The organism is Dysgonomonas sp. HDW5A, assembly GCF_011299555.1.
GTDB lineage: Bacteria > Bacteroidota > Bacteroidia > Bacteroidales > Dysgonomonadaceae > Dysgonomonas_A.
In genome coordinates this window covers 520760-535143 of sequence record NZ_CP049857.1, presented here as the reverse complement: position 1 = coordinate 535143, position 14384 = coordinate 520760, and the positions used below count along the sequence as shown (strand labels likewise).

General features: G+C 38.6%; 11 protein-coding genes. 1 reads left to right on the top strand and 10 read right to left on the bottom strand.

Annotated elements, in window-relative coordinates; translation table 11 throughout:
* Window positions 1-27 precede the first annotated feature (27 nt).
* The 3 genes from dapA to ligA form a co-directional block, all read right to left on the bottom strand.
* A complete protein-coding gene (dapA, locus tag G7050_RS02135; RefSeq protein ID WP_166110533.1) occupies window positions 28-921 on the bottom strand; it encodes a 4-hydroxy-tetrahydrodipicolinate synthase in 894 nt (297 codons plus the stop codon).
* A gap of 158 nt (window positions 922-1079) precedes the next feature.
* Window positions 1080-1601, bottom strand: coding sequence for a hypothetical protein (locus G7050_RS02130; protein WP_166110530.1), 522 nt, complete (start codon window positions 1599-1601; stop codon window positions 1080-1082).
* A gap of 88 nt (window positions 1602-1689) precedes the next feature.
* Window positions 1690-3687: an NAD-dependent DNA ligase LigA gene (gene ligA, locus G7050_RS02125; RefSeq protein ID WP_166110528.1), complete on the bottom strand. Its 1998-nt coding sequence runs from the start codon at window positions 3685-3687 to the stop codon at window positions 1690-1692.
* A 414-nt stretch (window positions 3688-4101) separates the two neighbouring features.
* On the opposite strand from ligA, the gene G7050_RS02120 reads away from it, so the two are divergent.
* Window positions 4102-4590, top strand: a complete 489-nt coding sequence (locus G7050_RS02120; RefSeq protein ID WP_166110525.1) for a DinB family protein — start codon at window positions 4102-4104, stop codon at window positions 4588-4590.
* A gap of 25 nt (window positions 4591-4615) precedes the next feature.
* Here the strand turns inward: G7050_RS02120 and G7050_RS02115 are convergent, their stop codons facing one another.
* The 7 genes from G7050_RS02115 to G7050_RS02085 form a co-directional block, all read right to left on the bottom strand.
* A complete protein-coding gene (locus G7050_RS02115; RefSeq protein ID WP_166110522.1) occupies window positions 4616-5233 on the bottom strand; it encodes a 4'-phosphopantetheinyl transferase family protein in 618 nt (205 codons plus the stop codon).
* 93 nt (window positions 5234-5326) lie between these two features.
* Window positions 5327-6091 (bottom strand): prolyl oligopeptidase family serine peptidase, encoded by a 765-nt coding sequence (locus G7050_RS02110; protein WP_166110519.1) that lies wholly within the window; start codon window positions 6089-6091, stop codon window positions 5327-5329.
* A gap of 57 nt (window positions 6092-6148) precedes the next feature.
* Entirely contained in the window at window positions 6149-7903 is a 1755-nt protein-coding gene (locus G7050_RS02105) for a family 43 glycosylhydrolase (RefSeq protein ID WP_166110515.1), read from the bottom strand.
* A 75-nt stretch (window positions 7904-7978) separates the two neighbouring features.
* Window positions 7979-9343, bottom strand: a complete 1365-nt coding sequence (locus tag G7050_RS02100) for a glucoamylase family protein (protein WP_166110512.1) — start codon at window positions 9341-9343, stop codon at window positions 7979-7981.
* Between the two features lie 115 nt (window positions 9344-9458).
* Window positions 9459-11744: a beta-glucosidase BglX gene (gene bglX / locus G7050_RS02095; RefSeq protein WP_166110509.1), complete on the bottom strand. Its 2286-nt coding sequence runs from the start codon at window positions 11742-11744 to the stop codon at window positions 9459-9461.
* A 5-nt stretch (window positions 11745-11749) separates the two neighbouring features.
* Window positions 11750-12784, bottom strand: coding sequence for a glycerophosphodiester phosphodiesterase family protein (locus G7050_RS02090; RefSeq protein ID WP_166110506.1), 1035 nt, complete (start codon window positions 12782-12784; stop codon window positions 11750-11752).
* Between the two features lie 64 nt (window positions 12785-12848).
* Window positions 12849-14375, bottom strand: coding sequence for a RagB/SusD family nutrient uptake outer membrane protein (locus G7050_RS02085; RefSeq protein WP_166110504.1), 1527 nt, complete (start codon window positions 14373-14375; stop codon window positions 12849-12851).
* Window positions 14376-14384 lie beyond the last annotated feature (9 nt).

The window sequence follows — 14384 nt, the reverse complement described above, 5'->3', positions numbered from 1 at the left end:
CCAAAGCAATAAAAAAGGTCTGCGACCTTAGCATTTTATGTTCAATTCATTCAATACCAAGCGTATCTGCTCGAAAGTCGTAATACGAGTCGGAACTAATGGCAAACGAAGTTTATTCTCGATATATCCCATCATGTGCAACATCGATTTTACCCCTGCCGGATTACCGTCAATAAACAAGAGTTTAAACAGTTCGCTAAAGCTATGATGGATAGTGAGTGCACTTTGATAATCACCTTCAAGAGCAAGACGTGTCATGCGGCTGAACTCCTTTGGGAAAGCATTGCCTATAACCGATATAACGCCAATTGCACCTAATGTGATAAGCGGAAATGTAATACCATCGTCACCCGAAATAACATCAAAATTATCGGGCTTACGTTTGATAATATCATCCATTTGAGCCATGTCACCCGAAGCCTCTTTGATGGCTACTATGTTGCTGAACTCATTGGCTAAACGCAAAGTAGTTTCGGCAGTCATATTCACGGCGGTACGCCCCGGAACATTATAGAGGATAACCGGAAGCTTAGATGCCTCTGCGATCGCCTTATAGTGTTGGTATATACCTTCTTGTGAGGGTTTGTTATAATAAGGTACTACGGAAAGAATAGCATCTATACCTTCGAAATTACCATTTTTTAAATGATCTACAACTGCACGGGTATTATTTCCTCCGACTCCTAAAACAATCGGGATTCGTCCATTTACCCTGTTGATAACAGTTTCTACAATTTTTGTTTTCTCCTCTTCGGTGAGGGTGGCGGTTTCGGCAGTTGTTCCCAGAACGACAAGATAATCTGTATTATTTTGTATCTGATAATCAACAAGTCTGATAAGAGCTTCATAATCGACACTCTCGTCCTCTTTGAAAGGAGTGATAAACGCAACTCCTACACCTCTTAGATTAATTCTTGACATAAGTTCAATTCAATCTTTTATCTTGCTGATCTTCTTTCTTAAAGTTTGACGTAAAGATAAACAATTTTAACTACTGTAAAATACTATATTTCCCTTTTTATTGTTTTGGTACCAGTGCTTAGCCTATCTAGCCCGAAAAGTGAAAAGTTTAAAAGAACCTATTTTATATGAGCCAGATAAATTTTGAGTTGTTCATAAGCTTCAAATAAGCTTTGATCATCTTCTTTGAGTATCGTAAAATCATATAACTTTTCTTCTCTCTTAGTAAAGCCTAAGCAAAAGTTACTCTTATTACGCACAAGTAGTAGTTTGCTGTAATCATTTGGCTCTAAGGATAAATCAAGAAAAGTATCGTATTTAAGATTATCAAACTCAGCAAGTATGGCAGGGCGAATTAAGCGTTTCCAATCGAGGTCTTTTTGAGTATCGACAACCCTGACATTCTGTGGAAGATTGGCAGGAAGTGTTTGTCCTTGTATTGGCTTGGGTTTTATAGTCCACGCCATCACATATTTTCCGTGTTGTACAAGATCTTCGATAATAGGAGATACTATTTCCCAGTCTTGTATATCGAATAAGACAAGTACATTTTTAATTCCCTCAAAGTTGAGGAAAGTATGTTTCCGATTGTTATTGTTTAATTCTGATTTTATACTTCTTCGTAAAAAATAATCAAGCATATATAAATTAAGTGTTTAATGATAAACTTTACAATTATAGCCGGCTATTGCAGTCATACTTGCCAAAGTAAGAATAGGATCTCAGACCTTATTCTATCATTTTTAGAAACTCATCCTCATTCAGGATTTTAACTCCCAGCTTTTGTGCTTTTTCTAATTTTGCAGGTCCCATATTTGCACCGGCTAATACATAATTTGTCTTTGCCGAAATAGAGCCGCTATTTTTTCCACCATTGAGATCTATCAGAACTTTGTATTCATCTCTCGAATGCTTTTCAAACGTTCCGCTGATAACAATAGTCAACCCTTCCAGCTTGTTGGTCTGTTGGTCTGTAATACTTCCACAAGTTTCGAATTGTATTCCAAACAGACGTAATTTACGAATAATATCTTGATTTTCTTCTTTCTTGAAAAAATCGACTATACTTTGTGCAATACGTTCACCTATTTCATCCACTTCAACAAGTTGTTCCACAGTTGCTTGCATCAATAGGTCAATCGAAGGGAACGCTTTGGCAACTTTTTTGGCTACCGTTTCGCCCACAAATCGTATACCCAATGCATAAAGCACTCTGGGGTAGGGTATGTTTACCGAGTCAGCAATACTTTGAATCAAGTTTTTTGCACTCTTTTCGGCCCATCGTTCCAGTTCTGCCACCTGTTCCCATTGCAAAGTATACAGGTCGGCTACATTGTGTATCAATCCGGCATTGAACAGATGTTCAACCGTTTCAGAACCGCCTGCAATATCCATTGCCTTGCGGGTCAGGTAATGCTCGATGCGTCCCTTTATTTGTGGAGGACATCCCATATAGTTGGGGCAGTAATAAGCAGCTTCGCCTTCGTCTCTTATCAGAGTAGTACCACATTCGGGACATTCCTTGATAAATTCAACTTTCAGATTTCCTGCTTCTCTGGCATCAGTATCTACTCGGGTTATTTTAGGTATGATCTCGCCACCCTTTTCTACATATACCATATCATTGATATGTAGATCCAGGGCATCAATAGCATCGGCATTATATAGCGATGCTCTTTTAACAGTTGTTCCCGATAACTTTACAGGTTCCAGATTGGCAACGGGAGTGATAGCCCCTGTGCGTCCTACCTGATACGATACCGATAACAAACGTGTAACCTCTTGTTCAGCTTGAAACTTGTATGCAATTGCCCATCGGGGCGATTTGGCTGTGTATCCCAGATTTTTCTGTTGTAATAGAGAGTTTACTTTCAGAACAATACCGTCCGTTGCAACAGGTAAGTTTTTCCGTTCCACATCCCACTTCTTTATAAAAGCAAACACTTCATCCAAAGTACTGCATTTAATGGTTGCGTCCGAAGTTTTGAAACCCCATTCCTTGGCTTTCAATAAATTTTCGTAATGTCCGTTGGTAGGTAGATTTTCCCCCAACATATAATATAAATAGGCATCCAGCTTACGGGTTGCAACTACTTTTGAATCCTGTAATTTAAGAGTCCCCGATGTAGCGTTTCTGGGGTTGGCAAAAAGATTCTCTTCCTGCTCGGCTCTCTCTTTATTGAGTTCCTCAAATACTTTCCAAGGCATCAGTATTTCCCCTCGAATCTCGAAGAGGGCAGGGTAGTCGTTTCCTCTTAAAGACAGAGGTATGCTTCGTATGGTTTTTACGTTGGCTGTAATATCGTCTCCTTTAACACCGTCGCCTCTGGTTACTGCCTGAGTCAGCTTGCCATCGGTATAAGTGAGCGAGATCGAAGCACCATCATATTTCAGTTCGCAAACAATTTCGAAGTCGTCGTTCAAATCTTTTTTTATCCGATTGTAAAACTCTATAACTTCGGCTTCCGAATAGGTGTTCGAGAGCGAAAGCATAGGATAAATATGTTCTACCTGATTAAAAGTTTTGGTGATATCGCTACCTACACGTTGCGAGGGCGAACTCGGGTCTGCATACTCGGGATGTGAGGTTTCGAGGTCGATAAGTTCCTGCATTTTCTTATCGAAATCAAAATCTGATATAGTGGGGTTAGACAACACATAATAGTTGTAATTATGCATGTTAAGCTCTTCTCTTAACTGTTCGATTTGCTGCCCGATAGATTCCATTTTTGATACTTTATAATTCTCTTGTACTACAAAAATACGAAATTAATTAGAAATGCTGATGGGTATGCAAAATATGGATAGCCCATAAAACATTTTAGGTGACACTCGTTGCATAAAGGTGACAATTATATACTACATACTATACAATTGGAGTACAAATTCGTCTCAAAAGTGTTACTTTTCTGTATTTCGTAAATTGTTTATAATCAGCAGAAAAGTATCGAAAAGGTTACAAAGGTTACAAAAGTGACACTTTTTTGTATTGTTTTTATTTTGCTATTCTCAATCATTCCTATTTCTTTATAATATAGATAAACAAGAAGCAATAAAAAGGTCTCGTATCTTAATTGATAATGTTGGGATTATTTGAAGCAAATAGCGAATAATTATATAAACAATTAAAGTTCTATTATTATGTCAAGAGTCGATTTTTCTCAAACTACGAATGGTATCATACAGGTTTTAGAGCGTGAAGAACCTCTATTGAGTTCTTTAAGTGAGGATGTTGTAGCCTCAAGGTTCAATAAGCAGAATAGAACAATCAAACAGATACTTGGGCATTTAATTGATTCGGCTTCTAACAATACCCATCGTATTATACATTTGCAAAACCAACCAAGTCCGCTGATCTTTCCCGATTATGCCAATCTTGGAAATAATGATAGATGGATAGCTATTCAAAACTATCAGACAGAAAACTGGAATAATTTAATTCAACTTTGGAAATATTCTAACCTGCATGTTATTCATGTAATCAACCATGTAGATCAGAGTAAATTAAATAATGAATGGCTGAATACATTCGGAGATAAGATATCTTTGAGGAGTATGATAGAAGATTATCTGCCTCATTTGCATCTCCATATAAACGAGATCCATGAGTTATGCCAAATCCATGTGTAATCAAAATGCGCAGTTAGCTCCCTGTTTATAGCGTATATGTAACTACATAATCATCAGTTACAATGTATTGAATCCGGAAGTTGAGGCTATCTTCCGTAAATGTTTCCTGTGCTTCGAAGTAACCTTGGTTTTGCGGGATGAATTTCTTAATGTGGAAATTATTCTTCAAGTCGATTTTTTCACGGCTCAACGCCTTATACATAGTTTCTTTAGCTGACCAATGAAGTAGTAAATGTAATGTTTCGTTTTCAGGGTTAATGTATTCCACATCAGATATAAACCTCGAACGAATACGTCTTACCCGGTCTGAAGTATACTCTATATCGATACCTAATAGGGGCGACTGCGAAAGTATAATCGCTACATAATCTTTTGTATGCGAAATGGATATGTTTACAGAACGGTCTTCGAAGTACGGTTTTCCATTCGATTGGTAGCTTATTGTTTTCTCTTCTCCGAGAAGTGTTTTGAGAAGTACTCTTACCGAAATTCGTTCAAGAACTCTTGCAGGAGAAGTTGTAGTATCAATAAAACGAATCAGATCCTCTTTATTCGTTAATTGAGATAATAAAAGTTCGGGAGTTTCTTCCATCTTCCAGATTCCCCACTTACAACCCTTATTTTCTTCTGTATAGATAAGCATTCGATACTATTTTTAGCAAGACAAAGATACGAATAAAAAAGAGTCTTTGGAATTCTCATCCCAAAGACTCTTAATCTGATTTTCTATGAAGAATCATTTTTTATGGCTTAGCAGCCATGGAACTAGTTCTTTATTCTGAAATACATTTATCCAACTGCCATGATTAACATCCGGATACTCTGTATATTTTACTTCGTTTCCTGCCGATTTGAGAGCTTCGTACATCTGTTGTGAAAATTGTACGGGCACTACACTGTCTGCCGATCCGTGAAATATCCAGAGAGCTGTATTCTTGGTATAGTATTGAACCTTCGAAACATCACCGCCTCCACATATGGCAAAAGCGGCAGCGAAGGTATTGGGCATACGCCACAAAAGTTCGTATGTACCCATACTGCCCATCGAAAGACCTCCTACATATACTTTACTTTGATCGACCTTTCCGGAGTTGATCCAGTTCGTTATCAGATAAACCAAAGTTTCCATCGAAGGGGTGGCTTTATCTGACAACCCGAATGTAAATGTGGTTTTATTGCCTAAAGTTTGTTTCTCTACATTAGACCAATAGGTTTCTTCGGGGCATTGTGGAGCAATAACTATTGCAGGATATTCAGCTTGAAAATGATCAATCATAAAATCTTTACCATGAGTAAGCTGTTTTTCATTGTCACTGCCACGCTCACCCGCACCATGGAGGAATACCAAAAGAGGGTATTGTTTAGTTGCGTCATAATCTTTGGGAAACATAACCTGATAGGGAATAGTATATCCGTTGATCATATAGCTGGCAGACTCAAACTGTGCATAAGTAAGAGCAGAACATAAAAATAAGAATACAATTAATAGTTTCGATTTCATATTGTCAATAGTTAAAGATCTCAATAATTCACTAGACTAGTAAAAGGTCTATAACCTTTACTTAGCTTCGCCTCTGGTCCAAGTCGATGTGCCGTTTTCGTTAATGGCTTCAATCGCAAAATAGTAAGGTTTGGTTCTATCCATCCCTGCATAATAATACTCGTTTGTATTGTGAACCATTACGCTGCTATATAATTTGTCGGGTTCTATTCCGATATAGATATTATACGCATATGCACCTTCTACCGGTTTCCATTTCAACCAAGCACTGCGTTTATCCGTTTCGGTACGTAATACCATGAACTGTTCAACAGGAGCAGGTTTCTCGCCGGCACCGAATCCGAATACACGGAATCCCGAAATGGCAAATTTACCTGTAGGCATGTGTATGTTTTCGAGTTTTACGTAACGGGCTTTAACGGGCTTCTCTAATTCTACATAGTCATGAGGAACATCCGTTTTATTGTTGCTCTTATCTATGAGTACATCCCATTTTTTTCCATCTAGAGACGAATATACTTTATATTGATGAAATTTACCTAAAGTTTTTCCCATAAATTCGACATCTTGGTCAGCATAATTTATTTGTATGGCATATACTGTCGAAACTTCACCTAAATCCGAAATCAGCCACTCACCTTTGTCGGCACTTTTAGCACTCCAGTAAGTTTTGATATTTTCGTCTACAATATTATTGGCATAATGCGTACCTAAAGTAGATGAAACCTGCACAGGCTTATTATAATTTAAAAGCATCCATCCGGTAAACTGGCTTTTCAAGTGATCGGCTTCTCCTGTTGGTATATAGTGAGGATAATCTCCAAATGCAGTATTGCAATACATATTGCCTTCGCTGTCGAATCCGGCAGGCCATATTCCGATACGGCGTTCGAAGTTATTCTTTACATTGATAACCATAGTCGATGTATGCCAGTAATTATTCCAACGGTCTTGGAAAGTAGCACCATGACCTGCTCCGCGAATAAAACCACCGGCTTTCATACTTAATGGCAATGATGCATGTTCGAAGAATCCGAGAGGACTGTCGCTTACAGCATAACCATCGGCATAATGGCTGAATTCGGTTCCGGGACCTCCCCATTGCAGATAGTATTTACCATCGTGTTTGGTCATCCACGCACCTTCCATAAATGGTTTAAGGAAAGTATTATCCATGTGTTCTCCAAAACGATGCCATCCTATTCTATCCCCATCAGTTAAGAGTAACTCTTTACGGGTTCCTATCGGTTGGAATGTTTTCCTGTCCAATTCGATTCCATACAATGGATATACGTTACTGCTACCGTTATACATATAGAGTTTACCATCGTCATCGGTAAAGAATGCAGGATCCCAACCTCCGATATCGAAATGCTCGACAGCTTTTTCCCATTTGTTATTCTTAGGATCGGTACTTATCCAGATTGGAAATATACGAGAGTAAGTAGATCCGAAAACTACCAGAGTATCTCCCATTGTCCATGCAGCCGGAGCACAAAGGTCGTCCCATTTATTAGGAGTTTGCTCTATTGCTTCTTCTGTAAGGAAAGGGCGGGAAACGAAATTCCAGTTCAGCATATCGCTGCTCCACCAGTATCCGGTCTGATTAGTAGAAAAAAGATAGTAATCGCCTTTGTAATTCACAATGGCAGGATCGGCAGAGGTACGGTGTTTTCCCCATTCCGTGAAGTTAGGGATCGGACAATATCCATAATCAATATTAATAGGATTACAATATGTTTTCTGCTGTGCATAGGTATTCGCTCCCAATATGCAGAGTATGGATAGTATAGCGTATTTTAATATTTTCATGATAGAGGTTAGATATATTATTTAATAAGATAGAGAGCCTGTTGTAAATACAAGCTCTCTATTATTTTACACTTATTATTTTAAAGAAGGACTTCCGAAATTTAATTTTTTCAAACCATTTTGAACATCAGGATGACTCATAAATAATTTCCAAAGTAATTGGGTACGGTAGTTCTCAATCATTACAGCTATAGGACCTTGGTCGATAGCCAAATATCGTTGAGGATACCAGTTGTCTGTTTCGCTGTAAGCATCGTAGAAACCATATTTACCCCACATTTTGTCTCCCATCGAATAAAGATTGCGTATTACTTTCATCGATTCTTCGGGAGTATAAACAATTGAAGCTACAGCAGCGGTTGGAGTAATAACCCCATGATCGCCTCTTTCGGAAGGTTCATGTGCAGCATATCCAACGGTAGAATAGCTGGCAGTTAATCCCCATGCATTTTCACCATATCCTTTATATCCTTTTGGATTGCGAAGACAATAAGCACGATTAACAAGCGTATAGTTTTTCATTTCATCAAAATAGTTGGCACTATAATCGTCTTTCAAATCTGTAGGGTTCAATCCTAAGAAAGAATATTGAGCCCAGAATAAAGGACCGGCCTCTGTTCCTTGGTAGCGCAGGTTAAGTTTAATACCCTCTACAGTATGAGGATCTACTATTGCTCCGTTTTCGGCCCAACCTTCGTGATATACAGGTGCAGGTACTCCGTGAGTTGGAGAGGCTGCTGCAAGAATATATGTAATTAAACATTCGTTGAAACCGCGGATAGCAAAGTTCATTTCCCAAGAATGCTCAGGACTCCAGTGCCAGTATAGTACATTTTTTCCGTTACGATGCCAGTTCCAGTCTACTGCTTTCCATAATTTATCGATACGTGCAGCTACTGCTTTTTCGGCATCCGATCCGTTTACATAGTATTGATGTGCAGCCAAAAGACCTTGCATCAGGAATGATGTTTCTACTAGATCACCACCATTATCCTTGTCGCTGAAACCTCTGACTTTACCTGTTTCGCCATACCACCAGTGAGGGAATACTCCATGAAAACTATCGGCTTTCTCCAAGAAAGTTACAATCTTGTCCATTCTGGCTACACCTTCTTCGCGAGTCACATAACCACGATCTATTCCGGCAATAATTGCCATGATACCAAATCCGCTACCTCCAGAAGTAACAACGTTTGCATCATTCTGAGGATATTCTCCATCCACATGATAACGTTCACGAGCCATACCGCTGGTTGGTTCGGCACCATCCCAGAAATAATTAAAAGTGCGTCGTTGAACACTGTCGAGTAGAGCCTCGTCACTAATTTCTACGGATGGATTTTCCGCAATTGCGTCTTGAGCATTATTGCTGTTATTTTTACAATTTGTAAATAACAGTGCAAGACTAAATATTATAAACGGAGTGAATACCTTTTTCATAAGATAATTTTTCTAGTTAGTATAAAAAAAGTTCTGTTGCTTAAATATGGAAAGAGATTGCCCGAATTTGTTCTGACAACCTCTTTCACTTGGCGTTATAGAACCTAAGAACAGTTTAATTTAAAGTGAATCTGGCTGTCTTGACATCTTGGCTGCTACCACCAATCATAACATCAAAATCTCCGGGTTCAAATACATATTCTAAATCGTAGTTATAGAATTTAAGTAATTCAGGAGTAATCTTGAAACTAACTGTTTTAGTTTCTCCTGCTTTTAATTCTATTTTCTCGAAACCTTTTAATTCTTTAACCGGACGGGTTATGCTACCCACTAAATCGCGGATATACATTTGCACCACTTCTTTTCCATCATATTTACCGCTGTTTGTAACAGTAATGCTGGCAGTCAGTTCGCCGTTTTGATCTAAATTAGCAGAGCTAAGAACAACATCGCCATATGTAAATTGAGTATAGCTCAAACCGTATCCGAATGGATAAAGAGGTTCGTTGCTAACATCAATGTAGTTACTACGGAATTTCTCGAACCATTTACCTTCGGCCAAAGGACGACCTGTGTTTTTATGATTGTAGAAAAGAGGAATTTGACCTACATTTTGTGGGAAAGTGGCAACCAGTTTACCGCTAGGGTTAACATCACCGAATACTACGTCTGCAATTGCAGGGGCAGCTTCACTTCCACCAAACCATACGTTAAGTATAGCGGGTACGTTTTCGTTTTCCCAAGTAAGAGTCAATGGGCGACCTGTGAACAATACTAGTACAACTGGTTTACCTGTTTTTAGAAGTTCTGCCAATAGTTCTTTTTGAACATCAGGAATATCAATGTTTGAACGGCTACTTGCTTCACCACTAAACTCCGAAGATTCACCTAATGCTGCAACAATAACATCTGCATCTTTAGATGCTTCAAGAGCTTCGTTCAATAGTTCTTCTTTAGTACGGTTGTCTCTGTTTAGAGTACGTCCAAACATAGTTGCATTTTCTTCCAGTTTAGCATCAGCTGTAAGGTTGCTTCCTTTGGCATATACTATTTTTACATCCTTTCCACCAACAGCTTGCATAGCTTCGATAACCGTTTGAGGTTTATCCAGATTAACAGCTACACTCCAAGTTCCGGGCATATTAGAGCGAGTATTAGCCAATGGACCTACTACTGCAATTTTTCCTTGTTTTTTAAGAGGAAGAACATTTCCTGCATTTTTCAACAATACGAAACTTTCTGAAGCTATTTTACGAGCTACTGCACGATTTGCTTCCGTGTAGATTTCTTTTTTAGGACGCTTAACATCCATATATTTGTATGGATCTTTGAATAAGCCTAATTTATATTTGGCTTCAAGTATACGACGACAAGCCTGGTCAATATCAGCTTGCGATACTTTACCTTCTTTCAACGATTTCGCAATTGTACCAGTAAAGCCTTCAGCTACCATGTCCATATCTACACCTGCTTTTAGGGCACGTGCCGATACTTCTTGTAAGTCGCCGATACCGTGTTCTATCATTTCGCTGATTCCTGTAAAATCAGTAACAACAAAACCTTCGAATCCCCATTGCTTGCGAAGTACGTCTGTCATTAACCATTTATTGGCAGTTGCAGGCACTCCGTCTACTTCGTTGAATGAAGCCATAACACTACCTACACCGGCTTCTACTGCTGCCTTGTATGGATACATGTATTCATTCATCATACGGTTGCGGCTCATATCTACCGTGTTATAATCACGTCCGGCTTCACCTGCACCATATAGTGCATAGTGTTTTACACAAGCCATAATATGAGTATTGTCAGAATAAGTATTATCACCCTGATAACCGCGAACCATTGCTTTCGCAATTGCTCCACCTAAGAAAGGGTCTTCTCCGTTGCCTTCCGATACACGTCCCCAACGTGGGTCACGTGAGATATCAACCATTGGGCTGAATGTCCAGAATATACCATCGGCACTAGCTTCTGTGGCTGCTATACGTGCTGAGTGTTCTATTGCTTTCAAATCCCATGTTGCAGCTAATCCTAATGGAATAGGAAATACGGTTTCGTATCCGTGAATAACGTCCATACCGAAAATCATAGGTATTTTCATGCGGCTTTCTTCTACAGCTACACGTTGTACTTCACGGATTTTTTCAACACCCTTGATGTTGAATAAACCTCCAACTTGACCCTGTTTGATCTTGGTTGCGATATCACTGCTTTTAGCCTGACCGGTGGTAATGTCTCCTGCACCGGGTAGATTAAGCTGTCCGATTTTCTCTTCGAGAGTCATCTTACTCATCAGATCGTCGATGAATCGATCCATTTTTACATCTCTTGTACTGCTCTGCTGGGCTCCGACACTAATTGCGGCACAGCAAAAAAGCATAGTTAATAGTTTTTTCATATCTATTATTTATAATGTGTTTCTATAAATTTCAAAAGTAATTCGGGTTCATCGGTTGTTATATAATCGACACCCTGTTGTAGGAGATATTGCATTTGTTCTTCGGTATTTACCGTCCATACATTGGTTGTTAAACCCAATTTTTTTGCTTTATCTGTCAGTTTTTCATCATTATAGAATGCACTGTAATGATAATCTATCCCATCTACTCTGTCAGCAGATAATTCTTCTAACGTTTTATTTGTTTCCAAGTATGAAATCACCGCTGTCGGATCTAATTCCTTTACACGCAGCAATGCTTCATAATCGAAACTGATATAGTCAACCCAAGCTTGAGCTTTGTAGCGGTGAACTAATTGAACAGCCGAGTCAGCAAGTGCTAAACTGCGGTCTTTCCCTTTTTGCGAACCTTTAAGTTCTAACACTAATCGTGTTTTATTTTGGTGTTTAATACACCCAAGGTATTCCTCTAGTGAGGGAACGAAATCTCCATTTTTCAGGGGAATCTCCATTAATGTTTTGGCTGGAGTATCTTCAACTGTTTTGCCTCCAATTGTAGGGTCATGAGAAAGAACTACTTTGTTGTCTGATGATAGCCAAACGTCAAACTCTGCAGCTTCGCATCCTAATTCGATGGCTTTTCTTAATGAACTCAGTGAATTCTGACTCGCCTCATGGTTTTTCCATGCACCACGATGGGCTATTACTTTGTTGTGAATAAATTCGTCTTTGACTAATTCAAAAGCTTTATTTCCACTGCCTGTTTTTAGTATAATCTCGTATTTGATAGGTGATGAGGCCGAAAGTGCTACGGTTGGTTTTAATTTAATGTAACCCGATTGATCTATTAGAAAAAGCTTTGAAGTATCCTTTTCTAAAGTGACCTTGTCATTGCCTTCTATTACGACCTTTCCAATTATAGCTCCTTTTACATTGACAGGTATAATATATTTGTCAAGAGTCACTAATCTAGAAGATGCTGAAAGCGAAATATACGGTACACAAATTAATAGAAACAGTAGTATTCTTAGCGTTCTCATGGGTTGATTTGATATAAAAATATAATAGGGACAGAAATATGCCCCTATTATATCAATTTATTATTTAGAAATTAGGGTTCTGAACTAATACTCCATTTGATTTATCTATTTCAACCTGAGGTATAGGAAGTAATGCATGTTTATCTTGATAATTTAATTTACCGGCAGCATGTAATACTTCTTTAGCGATTCCCCAGCGTACTAAATCATAGAAACGGTCTGGTTCTAAGCCTAGTTCTACACGTCTTTCATGACGAATAGCATCTCTCAATTCAGTTTGGCTAGTAGTGGTAACTTTAGGTAGAATAGCGGTGTTGTTTCCACGGGCACGGCTTCTTATTTGTTCTAAATAGTTAAGAGCATCAGAACTCATTCCTAACTCGTTTGAAGCTTCAGCAGCCATAAGAAGAACATCTGCATAGCGTATCAATCTTATATTTACCCAAAAACCTCCATTTGTAAATTGTTTACGTAAAGCAGGATCTGTATATGCTTTTTTATTGTATGCCGCTCCCATTGCAGTAGATACAGGCGACTCTCCGAAAGGAGTGTTGGTGTTCTCTGGAGTAATAGGATCTGTTACACTTCTGCGGAAATATAATAATGTTGCATCTTTACGAGGGTCACCTTTTTCGTAAGCCTTATTCATAAGCTCAGTAGTAGCCATATGCCATCCCCAGCCTAGGTTCCATTGACCTGATCCTCTTACACCTTGTACTTCTGCAAATTGGCTACCAATACTAGTGGAGTTTGGTTTAGCCGCTGTAGACATACATTGTAGTTCGAATATCGATTCAGGAGAGTTTTCACCGCTATCAGTAAAGATTTTATCATAAGGAGTACTTAGATTGTAAAATCCCGAATTAATTACGTCTTTTGAAGCGGCTAGCATATTGTTCCAATCGCTACGCATCATATAAGTTCTTGCTTGTAATGATCTTGCAGCCCCCCATGTTAAACGACCTGTAAAATCATTTGACCAGTGTGTAGGCAAGTATTTAACTGCAACAGCCAAATCTGCGTCAATCAGTGCATAAATATCAGCTGCTGGAGATTTTGCGATATTAGCTTGAGCAGGGTCTGTTACTCTAAAATCTATTTTAGGTACTTCTCCGAAAGCTCTTACTAAATTGAAGAAAGCGTAAGCTCTAAAAAATTTAGCTTCCCCATAATTTATAGTATCTTGTTTTGTTCTGGTTGCTTGCTCCTCAATACTTGTTATCGCTGTATTGCAATTAACTATAACCTTATAGTTTTCTGTCCAATAAGAAGCCAATACACCATTGGTTGTATTGTATTCAAAATTATCGAAAAAAGCTGCCTGATCAGATCCGTCCCCAGCATCACTACCTTTTTCCGAATCTTCAGAACGGAAATTATGTATAGCAAATGCAGGTATACCAGCTGTAATATTATAACCTCTCATAAGCCCGTAAATCTGGAATACTCTTCCCTGATTTATACCTCCCGGTGCATCGTCTTCTGTTAAATTTCCGAGAGGACTTCTATCTAAAAAGTCGCTACAACTTGTTAGGCTCAATCCGGCTATAAGTACTGCCGGAAGTATATATTTTTTTATTAATCGTTTCATAAAAATATT